Consider the following 20,645-nt stretch of genomic DNA (forward strand, 5'->3'; position numbering starts at 1 on the left):
AATTAACGAGGAAATAAAAGAGTGGAACTAAATGTATTTGAAAAATTAAAAAGGAACCCTCCCCTAATCTTAGGGATTAGCTTTGCTTGTCTCATCTTAATAGGTGCCCTATTATTAACCCTACCTCTAGCCAGTGCCAATGGTAAGTCGGTAGGCTTTGTCAATGCCCTATTTACTTCAAGTTCAGCTTCTTGCGTTACGGGATTGGTAGTGGCAAATACCAAGGAGACTTGGTCATTTTTTGGGAAACTCGTCATTCTATTTTGCATACAAGTTGGGGGCTTAGGGACCATGACTCTTCTTTGCTTGATTTACTTGTTTCTAAAGAGAAGAATAGGCCTATCGGAGAGGATTATTTTGAAGGAGCAGTTGAACACCCATACCCTAACAGGGATTGTTCGCCTAATTAGGGCGCTTTGTCTTTTCACCTTGGTTATTGAGGGAATGGGGGCCATCCTTTTAAGCCTTCGCTTGATTCCAAGCTATGGTCTTAAGTTGGGGATAGGCTATAGTATCTTCCATTCAATCAGCGCCTTTTGTAATGCAGGCTTTGACTTGTTTGGCAACTCTTTGGTTTCCTTTCAATCGGACCCCTATGTGAATTTGATTATTATGGCTCTTATTATGGTAGGGGGGCTGGGCTTCCAAGTTTATATTGATATTTATGAGGAAAAGTCATTTAAAAAATTGTCTTTACACAGTAAAATGGTTATTGAAACAAGTTTGGCCCTGGTCTTTTTTGGTGGCCTTGCCATTTTACTCTTAGAGGGGGCCAATCCGGCCACCCTAGGAAACAAATCCTTTCTGGACAAGACCCTAATGTCTTTTTTCCAATCGGTAACAGCTCGAACGGCAGGCTATAATTCCATTGCCATTGAAGACATGACCCCCAAAGCCAGCATGGTCATGGTCTTCTTAATGTTTATTGGTGGATCTTCAGGATCTACCGCTGGAGGATTGAAAACATCTACCTTTATGGTGATTTTTCTTACGGTTTTAGCTAGTATTCGGGGCCAGGAAGATGTTGTATGGCATAAGAGGAAGATTGGTCAAGGAACCATTCGTATGGCCTTTGTCATGTTTTTTATCTGTGTATTTTTAGTTTTAATGACGACCTTTTTATTGGTTGTTTTTGAAGATGGAAAGAATAGCTTCGACTTATTTTATGAAGCAGTTTCAGCCTTTGCAACAGTAGGACTTACGAGAAATATCACTTCCGGTCTATCTACGGCTAGTAAGCTGGTTATTAGTCTGACCATGTTTTTGGGTCGCGTTGGTCCCACAACTGTTGCCCTGGGTCTGGGAAGAAGATCTAAAAAGCAAAGAATTCATTATGCAGAAGGAAATATTTATATTGGTTAGGAGTAGACTATGAAATCATTTATTGTCATGGGTTGCGGACGTTTTGGTGAAAGTTGCGCCCAAACACTGATGGATTTAGACAACGAGGTTTTGGTAATTGATGAAGATTATGATAAAATAAAGAATATCAGTAATGATGTTACAACGGCCATCCAATGCGATATTACGGATGAGTTGGCCATGAAGGAAATTGGTCTTTCCAATTTCGATGTGGCTATTATATCCATTGGATCAAGTTTGACAGCGGCCATTATGGGAACCATGCTGGCCAAGGAGGCAGGAGTCAAGTATATCCTGGCCAAGGCACCTTCTTTAAGAGAGGGAAATATCTTAAAAAAAATAGGTGCAGACAAAATTATTTATCCCGAAAGGGATATGGCCAGACGGGTAGCCCATAACTTGACTTCAAAAAATATTTTAGACTTTTTCCAAATATCACCCAAGTATTCCATGGTGGAACAAAAAATTCATAACGATTGGATCAACCTTAATTTAGAGGAATTAAAGATTCGTAAACGCTATGGGGTTACCGTGGTTGCAGTTGAACGCAAGGGAGATATCATTGTTTCGCCCAGCAGTGATCTGAAATTAATGGAGGGGGATATCTTAGTTATTATCGGGTCTAATGAGCAAATCAATAAGATTGAAAAAAGCCATGAATAAAATTTCGTCCAAGGACAACCCAAGTCTAAAAAAATTAAAGGCCCTGGCCAAAAACAAGGGTCGAAAGAAATATGGTCAATTTCTAGTGGAAGGGCCCCAGGTTTTGGAGGAGATTCGAACCATTAAGGAGCCTGTGGAAGTCTACATCAAAGAAAGCTACCAAGGATCCTTGGATCCAGCTTTAAAGGTCACTAGGATTCAAGATGACCTCTTTGACCAAATTGCTCCAACGGTTCAGTCTCAGGGGATTTTGGCCCTTTATGAAATAGAGAACAAGAAACTGGAAAAACTTCCCCCAGGCCTGGTTTTATACTTAGATGGGATTTCAGATCCGGGCAACCTAGGTGGCTTGATTCGAAGTGCAGTCAGTTTTAATGTTTCGGCGATTTTGTTGTCCGAAGATTGCGTGGATATTTATAATCCAAAAGTAGTTCGGTCAACTATGAGTGCTCTTTTTAAGCTGCCCTTTTACCAGCTTAGTCACGAGGCCCTCTTGGTCCTTACTTCTCACCAACTCTTGGCAGCAGACCTTTCGGGTCAAGGTCTGGATGACTATGCCTGGGAGGAAAATTCGATTTTAATTTTAGGAAATGAAGCCCATGGGGTAAGTCAAGACTTGAAAGACCGCGTCAAGAAGTTAACCATTCCTATGGAAAAGTCCATGGAATCTTTAAATGTAAATGTTGCAGGATCTATCTGCATGTATGATTGCTATATCAAAAGAGGAGGCAGGAAGAGGAATGATTAAGCCATCGATTTTACCGGGATTTATTGAACTACTACCGGAAGACCAGTTAATCTTTGAAAAATTAAAGGAAATTATTGAAGAAAACTACAAAAAGGCTGGTTTTACCCCCATTGACACCCCGGTTTTAGAAAAAAAGGAAGTTTTATTGGCCAAGGGGGGCGGAGAAACTGAAAAACAAGTTTACGAGCTCAGTAAGGGAAAGACAGACATGGCCATGCGGTTTGACTTGACTGTTCCCCTAGCCAGGTATGTGGCTCAACACTATAGTGAATTGAGCTTTCCCTTTAGGCGCTACCACATTGGCAAGGTCTATCGAGGAGAAAGAAACCAAAAGGGACGCTATAGGGAATTCTACCAATGTGATATTGATATTGTTGGAGATGAAGACCTCCACTATAGCAATGATGCAGAAATTGTGTCCATTATCTACCGGGTTTTCCAAGATCTGGGTCTGAAGGACATTACCATCCACCTGAACCATCGGAAAATCCTCAGTGGCTTTTTCAACTTTTTAGGCATTCAAAAGCATACAGACGTGCTGCGAAGCCTGGATAAGATGGACAAGATTGGCTGGGAAGAGGTTGAAAAATTACTGGAAGACTTGGATCTGGACCAAGAGCAAATTACAGAGCTGAAAAAGTTCGTCAGCATTCAGGGATCCAACCACGAAATTTTGGATTACCTATCCAGTTTGGCCCAAGAAAGTTCGGCCTACCAAGAAGCCGTTGAAGAATTTAAGGAAATTGTAGACCTTTTAGGGAGCTATGGAGTGGATGAAAAATCCATTCAAATAGACACCAAGATTTCCAGGGGCTTGGACTATTATACAGGTTTGGTTTTTGAAACCACCCTAAATGGACACGAACAAATTGGCTCCGTGTGTTCAGGGGGGCGCTATGACCACCTGGCCCAACACTATAGCAACAAGAACCTTCCGGGAGTTGGCATGTCCATTGGCTTATCCAGGCTCTTTTACCAACTCAAGGCAGAAAACCTGCTAAAAATAGAGTCTGCTTCAGCAGCTAAGGTTTTGGTCTTACCCATGGAAGGCTACCTGCAAGATGGAATTGAATTGGTTGAAGTCTTAAGAAAGGGAGGAATTTCTTCCTTTGTTTACAGCGAAAAGCCAAAGATGAAAAAGATGTTTAAGTATGCCGATTCCATCAAGGTTCCTTATGTGGTCATCTTGGGAGAAGAAGAAGCCAAGAAAAAAGAATACGCCTTGAGAAATATGGAAAGTGGAAAGCAAGAACTCCTTTCTCGCGAAGGCTTGGTTGAATTTTTAAAGTAGGATTTTACCCTTGCAAAAAAAGGGATTGTCTAGTATAATTCTTGTATATTGCGAAGACGGGAAGAGTAACCTAAGTTCTTTTTATAGAGACTATTCGGCTGGTGGAAGAATAGAGGGAATTTATGCGAAGACCACCCCTGAGCACCTTTTAATGAAAGGCGCTGACGACGTTACCGTCATTGAGTATAAATAAAGGTGGAACCACGGTACCCATCGTCCTTTGGACGGGGTACCTTTTTATTTTGAGAAAATGGAGGTTATTATGGTTCAATTAAGATTACCCGATGGAAGTGTCAAAGACTTTGACCACAATCCATCTGTAGAAGAAGGGACAATTGCCATTTCTGAAGGCCTTAACCGGGCTTCCCTAGGGGCCGTTGTCAATGGAAAAGTGATGGGCAAGCAAGAAATCATTCAAGAGGACAGTGATTTCAAGGTGGTAAAATTTGAAGACAAGGAAGGGAAGGAAATTTTTTGGCACACTAGTGCCCACGTTATGGCCTACGCTATTTCAAGACTCTTCCCGGAAGCGGAATTTGCCATTGGACCAGCCATTGATACAGGCTTTTACTATGACATTGACTTAGACCATCGCTTTACTCCAGATGATTTAGAAAAAATTGAAGCTGAAATGAAAAAAATTGTCAAAGAAAACTATCCTGTAGAAAGAGAAGTAGTCTCCAGACAAGAAGCCCTGGACCTCTTCAAGGAAAAGGGACAGTCCTACAAGATAGAACTCATTGAAGACTTGGACAAAGATGCAGAAATCAGCCTCTATAGGATTGGCGACTTTGTAGACCTTTGCCGGGGACCCCATTTAAAAGAAATTAAGCCAATCAAGGCAACCAAACTCTTATCCATTGCCGGGGCCTACTGGCGGGGAGATGAAAACAAGAAGATGCTCCAAAGAATCTATGGGATTTCTTTTGAAAAGAAAAAAGACCTGGATGCCTACCTGGAAAGATTGGCAGAAGCAGAAAAGAGAGACCATCGGAAATTGGGAAAAGAATTGGATCTTTTCTCCATGCATGAAGAGGGACCTGGTTTTCCATTTTTCCATCCCAAGGGAATGATTATCCGAAATGAACTGGAAAACTTCTGGAGAAACATTCAAATTGAAAAGGGCTATGGAGAAATCCGGACTCCTATGATTTTAAATGAAGACCTCTGGCACCGGTCTGGCCACTGGGACCACTACAAGGACAACATGTATTTTACAAAAATTGATGGGGAAGACTATGCCATTAAACCGATGAACTGTCCAGGTTCTATCCTAATTTATAAAAATTCTCCCCATAGCTACCGGGACTTCCCCTTAAAGCTCTCTGAATTCGGCCAAGTTCACCGCCACGAATTATCCGGAGCCCTTCACGGCCTCTTCCGGGTCCGGACCTTTACCCAAGATGATGCCCATATTTTCTGTTTGCCGGAACAAATCCAACAAGAAGTAACAGATGTTATTGAATTGGCTAATATCCTCTACAATACTTTTGGATTTAAATACCATGTAGAATTATCTACTCGACCTGAAAATTCCATGGGAACAGACCAACAATGGGACCTGGCCATTGAAGCCTTAAAAGGAGCCCTTGAAGCCAACCATATGGACTATGAAATTAATGAAGGGGATGGAGCCTTCTATGGACCAAAGATTGACTACCACCTGGAAGATGCCATTGGTCGGACCTGGCAATGTGGAACTATTCAATTGGACTTCCAATTACCGGAACGCTTTGACCTAACCTATATTGATGAAAATGGTGGTAAGTCTCAACCTGTTATGCTTCATAGGGCCTTGTTGGGATCCATTGAACGTTTCATGGGTATCCTTATTGAGCACTATGCAGGGAAGTTCCCTCTTTGGTTGTCTCCAGTCCAAGTTGAAATCATTCCGGTTTCTGAAAAATTTGCAGACTATGCCAAAGAAGTTGAAAACCAATTGAAAAAAGCGGGCCTTCGAGTCCACCTGGACCAAAGATCTGAAAAAGTTGGCTATAAGATTCGTCAAGCCCAATTAAACAAGGTCAACTACATGCTTGTTTTAGGAGAAAAAGAAGTAGAAGCCAAGACCATTTCTGTTCGTGGTCGAAATGGCCTTGAAAAGCAAGATGTAAAACTGGAAGACTTTATCCAAGACCTGGAAAAAGAAATCCGTGACAAGGTCTACGAATGATTGCCTGTTTTGGAGATAGCCTGACCTATGGTTTTGGCTTAAGACCGGGAGACAAGTGGATTGACATTGTTAGGAATGGGGGTTATGATATAAATAACTATGGTGTGAATGGAGCCAAAATTAGGGATATTATGGCCCGCATCCAAGAAGGACCCTTGCCCACCAATGTCTTTGTTATGGGAGGGACTAATGACTTTGATTCCGGGGGCTCTGTAGAGTCCCTGGTCAAGGCCTATTTAGAAATAGACTCCTATTTAACAAGTCAGGGAGTCCGGGCGTCCTTTGGAATTCCGACACCAACGAATCCGGAAATAGCTGAGTATCAAAATCTTTCAAACAAGTTAAGCTTCTTTCATGACGAGCTTTTATTAACCTTTCCAAGAAATCAGTTGATTGATTTCTTCCATGCCTTTACTCCGTATGATTCCAATCTATTTTTTGATGAAATCCATCCAAACAAAAAAGGCTCTCGAAAAATGGCAGAAGTATTTTTGAAAGAATGGAGTTTTTAGGGGGATGAAATGGAAAAGTTATTAGACTTTTTAAAAACGACGACGAGAAGAGAAAAAACTCTTCTTATCGTCTTTTTTTGTGTAATTTTAGTTTTTCTCTACCTGCAATTTCTTGCCAGACCCTTGGAGGAGACTATTTATGCCAAAGAAAGGCAAGACAGTAGCCAGCTAGAAGGGCCTAAGAAAAAATATACGGAAGAGGACATTTCATCTGTTTTACATAAAATCCAGGCCAATCCCCAGGTTCAAAACTACCAGGAATTAGGCCGGTCTTTTGTGGAAGAAGACCATCTGACCATGGAAGTCGACTTTTCTTTAAAGATGCAAAAGGACCAGCTAGCCTCCTTTATTCGCTTTTTAGAAAAAAACTACGAGGTTCAAGAGAAAAAAATTGAAGTAAAGGGAGATTGGGCTGATATGGAAGTCAAAATTCACTTTCCCTTGAAGTTTAAACAAATTAGTAAAGAAGATCCCCTTCCCAGTCAGGCCCAGGCAAGTCCAAAACCAGTGGATCCAGAAAAGGCCAAGGGCCTGGTCCTTGTGGAGACCAAGAGCCCTAGTCCAGCAATGGGGCAAAATCCTAGCCAAGTTTCAGCTCAGCCCCAGACGACAGGACAAGGAAAAATCTTAAAGACAAGGGTCCAGGCAAAAAATCTTACAAGTCCAGAAAAGAAGATATCCAAGCCTAAGGCCCAAGTCAAAGAGAGCCCCCTTAAGATTCAAGAAACTTACAAGCCCATGGACCAAGAGACTAAATTACAAACCATGAGCCTTTGGAGTCAAGATCTCTTAAATACAGAGGCAAATGTACAGTTTAAAAGTTTGAACCTGGAAGGGCCACGGTTTTTAAACCCCATCTTAAGAGAGGAAGAGAATCTTGCCTTTTCCTACTTAAACGAAAGGGGAGAAGAGGGAGTTCTCAGACTGACCTTTGAGCCTGTAAGAATTCAAAACTTACTTTTAACCTGCCAGGTTGCCGGGCTTCCGGATACCTGGGTCCTTTATATCAAGGACGGAAGAGAAAATGCAGCCTTTCTATGGGACAAGGAAGCCTGGTCGGGTCAATGGGTCTATGGACTGGACTTTCAAGTTAAAAAGCAAGACTTTGTAGATGTCATTGAAATTAAGGCCTACCAATGAAAAAGGGAAACAGTTTATTGGAAGTCCTTGTAGTGGTGGCCATCTTATCTCTTTTGTTGACGGTGGTCCTGCCACGATTTTCCTATATTCAAAAATACAAGGAAAAAAGAAAGATAGAAGAAATTTGCATCAACACCATCAAGGCCAGGCGGTTGGCCTTGGATTCCTCAAGGACTATGACCCTGGTCTTTCAAGAAAATGCCTACCATTTGATGAAGAAGGGGGAAGAAGTCTACCAAAGTAAGTATGGAGAGGGAATTTCTTTGGACCAAGCCAAGGAAATCCGTTTGGTCTTTACCAGGAATGGACGGCCGGACAACCAATCGGCGCAAACCATAGACTTTAAGGGCAAACATGACAAGTATGCCTTGGTGGTTGCCCCGGTAACGGGTCAGGTTCGCTGGGAGGTGAAGGAGTGAAAAAATCGGGATTTAGCCTAATAGAAGTGGTTCTCAGCCTAGGGGTTCTTTCTTTGATTATTTATGCCCTCCTGCCTCTATTTACTATCATTTATAGGCAGGTGGATAACCACTATAGGCAAGAAGCAGTCATCCAGTGTGCTCGAGATGTTGTGGAAACCAGACTTAGTGGTCAAAGCCCCAAGGACAGCTACCAGGTTAGGGGAGAGAACTACCAATTAAAAGAGCGAGTTTTGGATAAGAAGACCGGCTTGGTCCTCTACCAATGGACCTTAAAGGGAGAGAAAGATGAAAGACAATGGCAATGTTATATACCGGAAGAAGGGATTTACACTCCTTGAAATGGTCCTGGTCCTGGCCATTCTTTCCCTAGTTGCTGGGGTGATTTATAATTTCATTTGGTCCAGTTTAAACCAAAGCAAGAAGCTTGTAGACCACATTGAAAGCAATGAAAATGTCTATTATGCCATAGACTTTATAGAAGATGAATTTCTATCAGCCCAGGAAATTTGGAAAATTTCCATTGGAGGCAGGCCCCGCTACTTAGTTTGTCACTTTCAAGATGGAGGAAGTAAATACAAGGGCCACTATGTATTTTATAGCTTAAATAGGTTGGGGCAGTTGGTAAGAGTTGCCTGGAAGGCAAACTACAAGACCTATGAAGATTACAAGCCTGTAGATAGTCTAGGAAAAAATGTCTTGTGTAAGGGCATAAAGTCTTTTGAAATTACAGAAGAAGCCAGACAATTTAGGATAAGGATTAGGACGAATGAGGGAAAAAATGTGGAAAGAGTTTTGGCCAAAAGATGTCCGGTTAAGGGAGGTTAAAAAGGGGTTTATCTACCTCTTGACGATTTTTATATGTTTTATGGTCTTGGCCATAGCCGGCTTTTTACTAGAAATTACCGGCCAATACCAAAATTCTTACCGGGACAAGTGGGATTTTTTCCAAGAGGACTTAAAAGTTGAAAGCATGACCTACTTATGGACTGGAAAGGATCATTTGAAGGATTTAGAGAATGCCTATCGGGCAAGTCGTAGACTTGTCTATGAACAAAACCAGGTTACAGATGGCCTAGAGATAAACTTTCAAACCCGGAACTGGAAGGACAACCAGGGAACTTTGAAAGTAAAAAAGGGGGACATAGAGAAGATAGCGGATATCTATCTTTTTTACCAGGAATGGATGGAGGAAAAGCCCTATCTTTCCAAGGCGACTTGGTCCCAGGATTTTTCACAAGGGGTGGCAGACTTTGAGACCCAAGGATGGCAAAGCATAGATCTGCAAAAGGTCCATATTCAGCAAGGAACCAGTGCTCTTTTGACCTATAAAGATGGGAAATACCTCCTACTCCAAGATGATCATGTTTGTGGCCAATGGACTTATGGGGATGATATTTGCCTTGTCAATGAGGGAGAACTTAGGCTGGAGGGACTTGTCAACTTAAGGGGGATTCTCATTAACCGAGGGAGCATTTTGGGCCAGGGAAGATTAAATGGTCTCTACCTATCGGATGAGGATGCTGACCTGACTGTTCAAGGGGCTATCTTGGGAGATGGGCAAGTCAAAGAGGCCAAGTATGGCAAGATTTCAGCTTTCGCTATGGGAATGAAAACACCTATTTTTTATCATCTCTCCCTAAAGAATATTCAATCAAGGCCCCATGATTATTTTAACTAAAGTCTTGAAACCCTATGGAGCTACCTGTTATAATAAGGGAAGAATATATTGAGGAGGATGACAAATGATTTCTGCAGGTGATTTTCGAAAGGGTTTAACATTTGAAAAAGATGGAGATGTTTATGAAGTAATAGACTTCCAACACGTTAAACCAGGTAAAGGAGCAGCTTTTGTTCGGGCAAAGATTCGGTCTGTTTTATCCGGAGGAATTAAGGACACCACCTTTAATCCATCCGAAAAATTTGAAAAAGCAACCATCCAAACAAAAGAAATGCAATACTTGTATAACGATGGAGCCCTTTATTACTTTATGGACAATGAAACCTATGAACAAATTCCTTTGGAAGGGGACATTGTTAAGGAAGCCATGAATTTTATTCGTGAAAACGACAATGCAACCATTAATTTCTACCAAGGGAAACCCTTTAATGTATCAGCTGCAAATTTCGTTGAGTTAGAAGTGACATTTACAGAACCAGGAGTCAAAGGGGATACCTCTTCAGGAGGAACCAAACCAGCAACAGTAGAAACTGGCTTCAAGTTAAATGTACCTTTATTCGTCAATATAGGAGATGTTATCCGGATTGATACTCGTGATGGCGAGTATATGTCCCGTGTATAAGGAGGTTTGTAATGAATTCAATTACAAAAAAAATTGCTTATTTACAAGGTTTAGCAGATGGCCAAGGAATTGGAGAAACTAAAGAAGGACAATTGTTAATTGAAGTGATTCATTTAATGTCTGATGTAGTTGAAGACTTACAAAATCAAATTGACGACCTTGAAGAGTACGTAGACATCTTAGAAGAAGACTTGTCAGAATTAGAAGAATATGTCTATGATGACGATGGTGACTTCGATGATTTCGAAGATTTTGAAGACTTCGACCTGGATGATTACGACATGGATCTTTATGACGATTTAGATGATTATGATGAATTCGAAGCTTGTGATGAAGACTGCAATTGTGATGATTGTTGTGATTCAGACTTGGATGAAGAATAAATCTGGAATATGAATGAATAAAGAAAATAGCCTTGAAAAGCAGGACTTAATGCCTACTTTTCAAGGCTATTTTTATACGATGAATTAAAGAAGGGAAAAGTATCATCACTCAAAGGTTTGAGATAATATTTTTTCTAAAAGCCTTGCGGGCTTGTTGGACTTTGGACGATAAAACATTTCCTTGCCCTTTCTCTCAGATTCAACAAGGTCAGCCAGCTTTAAACTTTTCAGGTGGTGGCTAATGGCCGGGGAAGACATATCCAGGAGGTAGGCAATATTGGTTACACATTCTTCTTGCTGGCAGAGGAGCCAAAAGATTTTTAGCCGAGTGGGGTCTCCAACTTGCTTGAAAATGCCGGCCAAGTGGTCAGCGACTTCAGCATCAAAGGGGAGGCTTTCAAGGCAGGGACTATTGGGATGGTGGTGGGGTTTTTTTACACTCATTTTTTTTCTCCTTCTAGCGTTGACTTAATCTAGTTTAAGTATAACAGAAAACGAAAAAATATGTAAAAAAAGTAGAAGAACATCTTGACGAAAGGGATCTTTTAGGATATTCTATATATAAGAACAATTAAGCATATGTTTAATTGTAAATTATCTATTGAAAAGGAGTCAGTTATGAAAAAAACCTACAAAATCGAAGTGGATTGTGCTGCTTGTGCAGATAAGATGGAAGAAGCAACTAAAAAAACCCAAGGAGTTAAGGATGCAACCATTAACTTTATGGCCTTGAAATTAAAGGTAGACTTTGAAGATGGGGCAGATCCAGCTCAAGTAATGGACGAAGTTTTAAAAAATTGTAAAAAAGTAGAAAGAGACTGTGAAATTTACTTTTAGTTTCTAAATTTCTTTAGAATTTTATCGTTAGGAGTGAAGAGGAAATGAATGAAAAGCAAAAAAAGACCCTGACCAGAATTTTCTTATCCTTTATTTTGATTGTCTTTTTTCACTTTTTACCAGTTACAGGCTGGTTAAGGTTTGGACTCTACCTGGTGCCCTATTTGATTGTTGGCTATGATATTTTGATTAAGGCCTTTCATGGCCTTAAAAACAAACAACCTTTTGATGAGTCTCTCTTAATGTCCATAGCTACTCTGGGGGCTATCGCTTTGGCTATTTATTCTAAAAGTGGAGATTATGTAGAGGCTATTGCAGTTATGCTCCTATACCAGCTGGGAGAATTTTTCCAATCCTATGCTGTGGGAAGGAGTCGAAAGTCCATTAGTCAATTAATGGATATTGCTCCGGACTATGCCAATGTTAAGAATGACCAAGGAGACTTGGTTCAAATAGATCCGGAAGAAGTCCCTGTGGGGTCAGAGATTTATATTAAACCGGGAGAAAAGGTCCCCATTGACGGCAGGGTCATAGAAGGGGAGTCAACCATGGACACAGCAGCCCTAACCGGAGAATCCTTACCCCAGGATGTTAGAGAGGGAAGTCGGGTCTTTTCCGGAGCCATTAACTTAAATGGATTTTTGCGGGTAGAGACGACCAAGGAATTTGGAGAGTCTACGGCCTCTAAGGTTATGGAATTAATCGAAGATGCCAGCTCACGCAAGTCTAAGTCAGAAAACTTCATTAGTAAGTTTGCCCGAATTTATACGCCGGTGGTAGTTGTAGCGGCTTTAATTTTAGCTGTTCTTCCGCCCCTCCTTTTAAAGGCTGGCGGACACCCTTATAGTTGGCAAGACTGGATTTATCGGTCTCTGACTTTTTTAATTATTTCTTGTCCCTGTGCCTTGGTTATTTCCATCCCCCTATCCTTTTTTGCGGGGATTGGCGGAGCCAGTAAAAAGGGAATTTTAATCAAGGGGTCCAATTATTTGGAGACACTATCTGAAGTTTCTGAAGTGGTCTTTGACAAGACAGGAACCCTGACCAAGGGAAGCTTTACTGTTACAGCTATCCACCCCCAAGAGATGAGTCCCCAAGAACTCCTCCATCTGGCAGCTCATGTAGAGCGCTATTCAACTCACCCCATTGCGGATTCCTTAAGAAAGGCCTATCCCAATGAAGACGACGATTGCCAGGTAGAGGACATTAATGAAATTGCAGGTCACGGCATTACAGCCAAGGTCAATGGCCACCTAGCCTATGTAGGAAATACAAAGCTTATGGACCAATTATCCATTCCTTGGAAGGCATGTGACCACGTAGGCACCACCCTTCATGTTGCCAGAGATGGTCGCTACCAAGGCCATATTGTCATTGCAGATATTATTAAGCAAAATGCCAAGGCAGCTATCAAGGCCTTAAAGGCAGAGGGGATTGAAAAGACCCTGATCTTAACAGGAGACAATGAAGAAGTGGCCAAGGATGTGGCAGACCAGTTATCGGTTGATGGTTACTATAGTCAGCTATTGCCACAAGACAAGGTAAGCAAACTTGAAGAGGAATTACAGTCCTTAAAGGGAACCAAGAAGCGCCTGGCCTTTGTCGGAGATGGCATTAATGATGCTCCCGTTCTCACAAGGGCAGATGTGGGTATTGCCATGGGGGCCATGGGGTCGGATGCAGCCATTGAGGCAGCAGATGTGATTTTAATGGATGATGACCCCTTTAAAATCGCCGTGGCTATTAAAATTTCTAGAAAGTGCTTGAGGATTGTCAAGCAAAACACCTATGCTTCTATAGGGATAAAGATCTTTGTTCTTCTTTTAGGAGCCTTGGGCTATGCTTCCATGTGGGCAGCTATTTTTGCCGATGTAGGAGTTACAGTTTTAGCTGTTTTAAATGCCATTCGCTGCATGTTTGAACGTCCGGAAGATCCAAATAAATATCTTTAAAAGATGGAGTCGAAAGGCTCCTTCTTTTCATTTGTCTTAAGATAGGAGGCAGGATTTTTAAAGGAACTGGACAAAATCCCGCTTCCTATATTATAATAGGGTTGTTCGTGCTATTCATTACTGCATGAGGAAAGGATACCTATGAAGAAAGTACTTAGCATATTATTAATACTTGTTTTATTGCTTGGGGCAGGAGGCTATGTTGCCTTTCGGATGTTGAATCGTGGATCCGGTGAAGTGTCCAGCCAAGCAAAGGGTTTGGCATTTATCAGTGATGGGGAAAGTCAAGACAGTAAAGACTTTGCCTTAATTGACGGCCAATACTACCTGAGTCTGGACTATATTCAAAAGAATTTAGATGAAACAGTTTACTATGATAAAAATGAAGGCCTGATTACATTTACAAATAAACAGGGCTTAAAACGCCTAAAGGTGGATGAAGATACCTTTACTTTAAATGGGAAGAAGATGGAGTTGAGAGATCCTGTTATTCAAAAAGAGGATACAATCTTAATCCCTACAGAAGCCTTTATCCATGACTATCCTGTAGAGTTTCGTTACCACAAAGAATCCAACAAGTTAAACCTAGACTTTACCAATGTGGACCATGCAGTAGGTAGAGCCCTTAAGGGAACCCTATTAAGAGAAAAAGCAGATTCTTCCTCTCCCTATATTACAAGGATCCAAGGAGATGAAAAAATCATCTTTTATGGGGAAGAAGGAGACTTTTACCGCGTTCGCCTTGAAAATGGCTATGGGGGCTACCTCTTAAAGTCAAATTGTAAGGTTGATTTTAGAGAAAATAAATTTAAAGGACCATTTGCAAAAAATGAAGAGGCTCAAGTTCAAGAGCCTCTTCATTTAACATGGGACTATATTTATGGGAAAGAAAACCAAGAAAGGATTAATGCTATTCAAAAGGTTCCTGGAGTGGACATAATTGTGCCAACTTGGTTTTCCATCCAGGATAAAGAGGGAACAGTTTACGACCGAGGAAATATTGCCTATGTCAACAAGTACCGGGGACTGGGAATCGACGTCTGGGGCTATATTGACAATAGCTTTAATCCGGAAATCACCCATGCAAGCCTATCTTCCACAGCCAAGAGAGATAAGGTATTGAACCAAGTCATGAACCTTCTTAGGATCTACCATATGAAGGGGATTAATGTAGACTTTGAACATGTCAACTTGGAAGACGGGCCCTATATCACCCAGTTTGTCCAAGAACTTAAGGCCCTGTGCTACCAAGAAGACATTAAGGTCAGTGTGGATGTCACTCCCCAATTATCCAGAGATCCCAATAAAGAAGTCTATAATCGAGAAAAGCTAGCCAAGGCGGCAGACTATATTGTCTTGATGGCCTATGACCAATACTGGTCAACCAGTGAAAAGCCCGGAAGTGTGGCTGAATACAAGTGGGTAGAATCTCACCTAAACACCCTCTTTCGGTCTGTACCCAAGGAAAAAATTATTCTGGGAGTTCCCCTTTATACCAGACTCTGGACTCGGAATAATGGGAAGTGGACCAGTAAAAATATTACCATGGGCCAAGCTGAAAACTACCTGGCAAGTCAGGGGCAAAAGGCCAAGTGGGATGATGGAATTAAGCAATATGTTTTAGACACAGATACAGAAAAAATCTGGTTGGAAAATAGTGATTCTCTAAAATATAAGGCTGGCTTAGTACCCAAGTATGGCTTAAGAGGATTGGCCTCTTGGCGCAAGGGCTTGGAAACTCCAGATGTATGGCCGGTGTTAGACCAAGCCATTCATCTAGGCAAATAAAGCGTTCCCTATCCCTGCTGGCCAAGAATGATTGACCTGGCGGGGAAAAGTGGTATAATAGAATGTATTAAAAAAGCAAGGGGGATGATTTTATCTATTTTGACTGCCACAAGGCAATTGCAAAACGACTATATGACCATACTATGACTCATTATGATGTTGAATTATCCCAGGATACACTCTTGTGGAACAGTATTGCACCGGATATCATGCCGTTTTATAAATTCATTCCTCACTACAAGGAAGAATCCATTCGTTATATTGCTAAGGAAATTGTCGATTTAATCTTTTTGTCTCAAAAGAGTAACCTATCGTCACAAGATAATTTTTTAAACAAGTACTTTAGCAAAAAAATGGGTGTTGTATCCCACTATTTAGCAGACTATACTTGCTATCCACATGCCAAACGAATCCGCTGCTCTAGCCGCAAAAATGGACAAATCCATTTAAGCTATGAAAAGCAACTAAATAGTTACCTGGAAAGCCATGAATTTAAACAAGTTCGTTTGGAGTCCATGGACTTGGAAACCAAAAGATACAGCAGGATGGTCCAACAGGTTCAAGAATACATCTTGGAGGCGGTAAGGGTTTATGAAAGGCAGCCTGAGGATTATTCAACCGACTTAAATTTTGCCCTAGCCCTAAACCAAAGAGTCCTTGATGGAATATTAACCTGTGAGGATCCGGTTTATGAAGCAATATTTCAACAAAAAAAGAGCTCCATCATAAGCTTATGATGGGAGCTTTTTTCTAATTATATAAGGAGAAAAGATGAGAAATAATTCAGATTGTAAATTTTTAGACATCAGAGAAACGCAAATTGCCATTAAGTCCTTAAAAGACTTTTTCCAAAGGGACTTGGCCAACACCTTAAACCTAACCAGGGTCAGCGCTCCCTTGTTTGTTCGACCTGAAACAGGATTAAACGACAACCTGTCTGGCAAGGAAAAGGCTGTGGATTTTAAAATCCGTAAATATGATATGAATGTTGAAATTGTCCAATCTTTGGCCAAGTGGAAAAGGCATGCTTTGAAAAAATATGGCTTTAAAGACTATGAAGGGATTTATACCGATATGAATGCCATCCGGCCCGATGAAGAGTTTGATGAAATTCACTCTGTCTATGTGGACCAATGGGATTGGGAAAAAATTATAAAAAAAGAAGATCGGACGGAATCCTACCTCCACTACATTGTTAAAGAAATTTATTCCGTTTTTTTACGGACAGAAAGTTTTATCAATACGATTTACCCCTATTGCCTTAGCCCTAAATTGCCGAAAGACATTTATTTTATTACAGCAGAAGACCTCTTGGAACGCTATCCAGACAAGAGCCCAAAAGAGAGAGAATATGCGATCTGTAAAGAAAAAAGGGCCGTTTTTCTCCAAGGAATTGGGGGAGACTTAAAAAATGGTCAGCCCCACGACTCTCGGAGTCCTGACTATGATGACTGGACCTTAAATGGAGATATTTTAGTTTGGAATCCTACAACTCAAAATGTCCTGGAGCTTTCCTCCATGGGAATCCGGGTAGATGAAAACCGACTTAGAATTCAATCTGAACTTTCAAACACCTGCGATCGTTTAGAACAAGCCTACCATAAGGCCCTATTAAACTATGAACTACCCTATACCGTAGGGGGAGGAATTGGCCAATCCAGACTTTGTATGTTCTTCTTGGAAAGAAAACACATTGCTGAAGTCCAAGCCTCTGTCTGGACAGATGAATTTTTAGAAGAAGCCAGGATGAGGGGAATACAAGTATTATAAAAGACAGCTCTTAGAGCTGTCTTTTTCATATCATGGAAAAGTATTTATAAACGAAGTCCATCAAATTTCACACATTGAACTTAAACAGGACGACATCGCCATCTTCCATTACATAGTCTTTTCCTTCTTGGCGGATTAAGCCCTCTTCTCGGGCCTTGACCATGGATCCTGCCTCAACAAGGGCATCAAAAGAAATGACATCAGCCTTGATGAATCCCCGCTCAATGTCTGAGTGGATTTTGCCTCCGGCTTGGGGGGCCTTAGTTCCATTTGTAATGGTCCAGGCTCTGGATTCCATGGGGCCAGTCGTTAAAAAGCTAATGAGGCCTAAAAGTTTATAAGAGGCCTTGATTAAACGGTCCAGGCCGGATTGCTCGATGCCTAATTCTTCCAAAAAGAGTTGTTTTTCATCGTCATCTAGGGTGGCAATTTCTGCTTCGATTTCAGCACTAATGGGAACCACTTCGTCATTTAATTTTTCAGCGTATTTTTTAACTTGGTCAATATAGGGATGGTTATCTTGGCTTAATTCATCTTCTGAAACATTGGCCACATAAATAACGGGCTTAAAGGTCAGCAGGTTAAAAGAAGAAATCATTTTTTCTTCTTCTTCAGACAATTCCATGGTCCGCAAGGGTTCTGACTTTTCCAGGGCGGCAATAAGCCGTTCAACTAGGTCCAGTTCAGGCTTTAAGGTTTTATCTCCCTTGACTTGTTTAACCAGCTTGCCTTGTCTTTTTTCTAATTGGTCTAGGTCTGAAAGCATCAATTCTAAGTTAATGGTTTCAATATCGCGAATGGGATCAATAGATCCATCCACATGGATAATTTGATCATTATCAAAGCAACGAACTACATGGACGATGGCTTCGACTTCTCGGATATGGTTTAAAAATTGGTTTCCAAGACCTTCTCCATGACTGGCCCCTCGAACGAGGCCTGCAATATCAAAAAACTTGATGGATACAGGAACTTCTCTTTCGGACTGGCTGATTTGGGATAAAATTTTCAACCGCTCGTCTGGCACATTGACAACACCTACATTGGGTTCAATGGTGGCAAAGGGATAGTTGGCAGCCTCGGCTCCGGCCTTGGTAATAGCATTAAATAATGTTGATTTTCCTACGTTGGGTAAACCCACAATTCCTAATTTCATAGTCTCCTCCTCTAACTCTATGTATTATACTATATATTGGCAAAAGAATAAAATATGAAAAATTAAGTGGAAATGGGGTATAATAATAACTAGCTATTACTATCCAAAGGTTTATATTTATGATAAACTTAAAGAAGAAATTAATAAATGAGGTGAAAATATGGGCGCCATAGTTATCAATGATATAACGAAACGAAGCGGGCGAAAGAGAATATTGGACCAGGTAAATTTAGAAGTATTGGAAGGGGAATTTTTTTCTATCTTGAGCATGGAAGAAGAAGCAAAAGATGCTCTTGCTAAAATTCTTTTTAACTTTAAAAAGCCATCCAGTGGGCATGCATCAATCTATAATTTTGATGTAAACAAGCAAAGTAAAGATGTCAAAACCTACACATCTTTTATCTCTAAAGAAGCCTTGTTCCCGGAAAATTTACGCAGAAAGGCGATTTTTAAAAAGACCTTAAACTTTCATGACCTAGAACTGCCGGAAGACTATGATGAGTTAATGGATTCTTTTGACTGCCAAGAAAATTTAAAGGTGGCCAATATGGATGAAAGAGAAAGAAGGATGACATCAATTGTCAACGCCTTGCTTGTCCATCCTAGAGTTTTGATTGTTCAAGATGCAACCAGGGGGATGAACCCCATAGACTGTGAAAATTTCTTAAGTAGGTTAAAAGACTTGCAAGTTCGAGAAAATTTAACCATTTTATTCTTAAGTGACGACCTATCGATTGCTCAAAGATATAGTGACCGGATTGCCTACTTACATGAAGGGCGTATTCGAGACATTGAGTACTTGAAGGATAAGCAAAGTAAGGATAAGCTTCTTAAGGTTTATTCCGCAAAACTCAGGAAGGAAGAATTCTTCAGAATCGGGGCAAGACCTGTCGACCGCAATTACACAGAGGCTACTTTTTATTATGATGGCTATTTGCCAGATTTGACAAAACTTCTATACCAAGAAGGCATTGAAGACTTTAATCTGGAAGATGCTCTTTTACAAGACAAGATTGATGCCTATTATGGTCCCCAAGATAAGCTAGACTATAGGCAAGAAACTGCCCCGACTGAGCAAGTCCAAGAAATTCCGAAAGAAGAGAAGTCAAAAGCGGACCTTCCAGAAGAAAAAAGCCCAGATGAAATTTTCTTCCAAGAAGATAATGGGGATTTTGCGAAAGACAAAGAAGTGGAAAAAAATAAGCTTCCAGACCAAGATGGGGAAGAAAATCCAATGGACGATACTAAAGTCATTGATAAAAATGACCTGTTAAATCAACTGGAAAATGGAAATGATAAGGGAGGGTTTAATCAATGAGTATATTTGGAATGGAGTTTAAATCAAATATCGGTAAATTTTTTGCCTGGCTCCTTGTCTTATCCATCTTAACTGGATTGAGCATGGCCTTTTATCAATTTATGATAGACTCAAGCACCAAGGGGATTTTTGACAGTTTCATTGAAAGCTTGAGCCCCAGCATGCAAAGTGTCTTTAATTTAGATCCCGAAATTGACTATACAGACTTAACCCAATACATTGGATTCATTTTCCAATTTATTGCAGGTTTGGTAGCTATTTTTGCTATGCAACTGGGAGCCAGAAGCCTAGCCAAAGAACAAAGTACAGGTAATATTGAATACATCTATGCAAATCCTGTCAGTCGCGATGAAATTTATTGGCAAAAGTTTTTAGCAAACTTTATCTTATTTTTCTTATTCTGCCTATGCTTTGCAGCCATTACTTTTGGCCTAAGCCTTGTTTTACAACCGACCACTCTTAGAAAGGCCGACCTTTTGCTTGGCGTCCTAAAGACCTTCTTAAGTGTCTTTGTCATTGGTTTGGTTTATCTAGGCCTGGGAATGCTGCTTTCCTCTATTTTTAATAGCCAACAAGCAGATGAGGGGGCTTGTGTTTTAGTGGTTCTCTTATCAGCTCTGATTATTATCTTGTTAAAGATGTTTGTTGGTCTGGAAGCAGCCGCCTACTTCATCCTAGAAGGTTTTAAGGGAATTTCATTAGTTCAAGGAAATTTCAACCTGATTTCCCTACTTGTTGGGGGGCTGATTTTTATCTTTTGCCTGATTTTTGGCTATCTGATTTATAATGCAAAGGAATTGAAATACTAAAAAAGAGGGTTGGGAGTCCAA

General features: G+C 40.8%; 22 protein-coding genes. 20 read left to right on the forward strand and 2 right to left on the reverse strand.

Features of this window, described 5'->3' with window-relative positions:
* Window positions 1-21 precede the first annotated feature (21 nt).
* The 13 genes from BQ7400_RS01075 to BQ7400_RS01140 all read left to right on the forward strand — a co-directional run bounded on the left by BQ7400_RS01075 (window position 22) and on the right by BQ7400_RS01140 (window position 10,994).
* Window positions 22-1,362: a TrkH family potassium uptake protein gene (locus BQ7400_RS01075; RefSeq protein WP_072469158.1), complete on the forward strand. Its 1,341-nt coding sequence runs from the start codon at window positions 22-24 to the stop codon at window positions 1,360-1,362.
* A 9-nt stretch (window positions 1,363-1,371) separates the two neighbouring features.
* Window positions 1,372-2,025, forward strand: a complete 654-nt coding sequence (locus tag BQ7400_RS01080; protein ID WP_072469159.1) for a potassium channel family protein — start codon at window positions 1,372-1,374, stop codon at window positions 2,023-2,025.
* Entirely contained in the window at window positions 2,018-2,773 is a 756-nt protein-coding gene (locus BQ7400_RS01085; RefSeq protein WP_180371935.1) for a TrmH family RNA methyltransferase, read from the forward strand. The genes BQ7400_RS01080 and BQ7400_RS01085 overlap by 8 nt, the downstream gene beginning before the upstream one ends.
* Window positions 2,766-4,064: a histidine--tRNA ligase gene (gene hisS / locus BQ7400_RS01090; protein WP_072469161.1), complete on the forward strand. Its 1,299-nt coding sequence runs from the start codon at window positions 2,766-2,768 to the stop codon at window positions 4,062-4,064. Before BQ7400_RS01085 ends, hisS begins: the two co-directional genes overlap by 8 nt.
* A gap of 262 nt (window positions 4,065-4,326) precedes the next feature.
* Window positions 4,327-6,237, forward strand: a complete 1,911-nt coding sequence (gene thrS / locus BQ7400_RS01100; protein WP_072469163.1) for a threonine--tRNA ligase — start codon at window positions 4,327-4,329, stop codon at window positions 6,235-6,237.
* On the forward strand, window positions 6,234-6,749 hold the full coding sequence (locus tag BQ7400_RS01105) for an SGNH/GDSL hydrolase family protein (RefSeq protein WP_072469164.1): 516 nt from the start codon (window positions 6,234-6,236) through the stop codon (window positions 6,747-6,749). The genes thrS and BQ7400_RS01105 overlap by 4 nt, the downstream gene beginning before the upstream one ends.
* A 9-nt stretch (window positions 6,750-6,758) precedes the next feature.
* The gene (locus BQ7400_RS01110; RefSeq protein WP_072469165.1) at window positions 6,759-7,889 is read left to right on the forward strand and encodes a hypothetical protein; all 1,131 of its coding nucleotides are present in this window, start codon (window positions 6,759-6,761) and stop codon (window positions 7,887-7,889) included.
* Window positions 7,886-8,308: a type II secretion system protein gene (locus tag BQ7400_RS01115; RefSeq protein ID WP_072469166.1), complete on the forward strand. Its 423-nt coding sequence runs from the start codon at window positions 7,886-7,888 to the stop codon at window positions 8,306-8,308. Before BQ7400_RS01110 ends, BQ7400_RS01115 begins: the two co-directional genes overlap by 4 nt.
* Entirely contained in the window at window positions 8,305-8,649 is a 345-nt protein-coding gene (locus BQ7400_RS01120; protein WP_034440088.1) for a prepilin-type N-terminal cleavage/methylation domain-containing protein, read from the forward strand. The genes BQ7400_RS01115 and BQ7400_RS01120 overlap by 4 nt, the downstream gene beginning before the upstream one ends.
* Window positions 8,597-9,136 (forward strand): type II secretion system protein, encoded by a 540-nt coding sequence (locus BQ7400_RS01125; RefSeq protein ID WP_072469167.1) that lies wholly within the window; start codon window positions 8,597-8,599, stop codon window positions 9,134-9,136. The genes BQ7400_RS01120 and BQ7400_RS01125 overlap by 53 nt, the downstream gene beginning before the upstream one ends.
* Window positions 9,090-9,989 carry a hypothetical protein gene (locus BQ7400_RS01130; RefSeq protein WP_072469168.1) on the forward strand — a complete coding sequence of 300 codons (900 nt, stop codon included), beginning with the start codon at window positions 9,090-9,092 and terminating at the stop codon, window positions 9,987-9,989. The genes BQ7400_RS01125 and BQ7400_RS01130 overlap by 47 nt, the downstream gene beginning before the upstream one ends.
* 64 nt (window positions 9,990-10,053) lie before the next feature.
* The gene (gene efp / locus BQ7400_RS01135) at window positions 10,054-10,611 is read left to right on the forward strand and encodes an elongation factor P (RefSeq protein WP_034440082.1); all 558 of its coding nucleotides are present in this window, start codon (window positions 10,054-10,056) and stop codon (window positions 10,609-10,611) included.
* 11 nt (window positions 10,612-10,622) lie between these two features.
* A complete protein-coding gene (locus BQ7400_RS01140; RefSeq protein ID WP_034440080.1) occupies window positions 10,623-10,994 on the forward strand; it encodes a CD1247 N-terminal domain-containing protein in 372 nt (123 codons plus the stop codon).
* 105 nt (window positions 10,995-11,099) lie between these two features.
* On the opposite strand, the gene BQ7400_RS01145 is transcribed toward BQ7400_RS01140, so the two are convergent.
* Window positions 11,100-11,438: an ArsR/SmtB family transcription factor gene (locus tag BQ7400_RS01145; protein ID WP_072469169.1), complete on the reverse strand. Its 339-nt coding sequence runs from the start codon at window positions 11,436-11,438 to the stop codon at window positions 11,100-11,102.
* Window positions 11,439-11,612: 174 nt separating this feature from the next.
* Here BQ7400_RS01145 and BQ7400_RS01150 point away from each other — a divergent pair, with 174 nt between their 5' ends.
* The 5 genes from BQ7400_RS01150 to asnA all read left to right on the forward strand — a co-directional run bounded on the left by BQ7400_RS01150 (window position 11,613) and on the right by asnA (window position 17,341).
* The gene (locus tag BQ7400_RS01150) at window positions 11,613-11,831 is read left to right on the forward strand and encodes a cation transporter (protein WP_034440076.1); all 219 of its coding nucleotides are present in this window, start codon (window positions 11,613-11,615) and stop codon (window positions 11,829-11,831) included.
* A gap of 44 nt (window positions 11,832-11,875) precedes the next feature.
* Window positions 11,876-13,783 carry a heavy metal translocating P-type ATPase gene (locus tag BQ7400_RS01155; RefSeq protein ID WP_072469170.1) on the forward strand — a complete coding sequence of 636 codons (1,908 nt, stop codon included), beginning with the start codon at window positions 11,876-11,878 and terminating at the stop codon, window positions 13,781-13,783.
* A gap of 141 nt (window positions 13,784-13,924) precedes the next feature.
* Window positions 13,925-15,571: a glycosyl hydrolase family 18 protein gene (locus BQ7400_RS01160; protein ID WP_072469171.1), complete on the forward strand. Its 1,647-nt coding sequence runs from the start codon at window positions 13,925-13,927 to the stop codon at window positions 15,569-15,571.
* Between the two features lie 116 nt (window positions 15,572-15,687).
* The gene (locus tag BQ7400_RS01165; protein ID WP_281245069.1) at window positions 15,688-16,308 is read left to right on the forward strand and encodes a zinc dependent phospholipase C family protein; all 621 of its coding nucleotides are present in this window, start codon (window positions 15,688-15,690) and stop codon (window positions 16,306-16,308) included.
* Between the two features lie 34 nt (window positions 16,309-16,342).
* Window positions 16,343-17,341, forward strand: a complete 999-nt coding sequence (asnA, locus tag BQ7400_RS01170; RefSeq protein ID WP_034440068.1) for an aspartate--ammonia ligase — start codon at window positions 16,343-16,345, stop codon at window positions 17,339-17,341.
* 67 nt (window positions 17,342-17,408) lie between these two features.
* Here the strand turns inward: asnA and ychF are convergent, their stop codons facing one another.
* On the reverse strand, window positions 17,409-18,497 hold the full coding sequence (gene ychF / locus BQ7400_RS01175) for a redox-regulated ATPase YchF (RefSeq protein WP_072469173.1): 1,089 nt from the start codon (window positions 18,495-18,497) through the stop codon (window positions 17,409-17,411).
* Window positions 18,498-18,657: 160 nt separating this feature from the next.
* Between ychF and BQ7400_RS01180 the strand changes: the two genes are divergently transcribed.
* Complete coding sequence (locus BQ7400_RS01180) at window positions 18,658-19,815, forward strand: P-loop NTPase family protein (RefSeq protein ID WP_144019913.1); 1,158 nt, start codon at window positions 18,658-18,660, stop codon at window positions 19,813-19,815.
* Window positions 19,812-20,624: an ABC transporter permease subunit gene (locus BQ7400_RS01185; RefSeq protein ID WP_034440064.1), complete on the forward strand. Its 813-nt coding sequence runs from the start codon at window positions 19,812-19,814 to the stop codon at window positions 20,622-20,624. Before BQ7400_RS01180 ends, BQ7400_RS01185 begins: the two co-directional genes overlap by 4 nt.
* Window positions 20,625-20,645 lie beyond the last annotated feature (21 nt).

The sequence above is a fragment of the Urinicoccus massiliensis genome (genome assembly GCF_900120405.1).
Taxonomy (GTDB): domain Bacteria; phylum Bacillota; class Clostridia; order Tissierellales; family Peptoniphilaceae; genus Urinicoccus; species Urinicoccus massiliensis.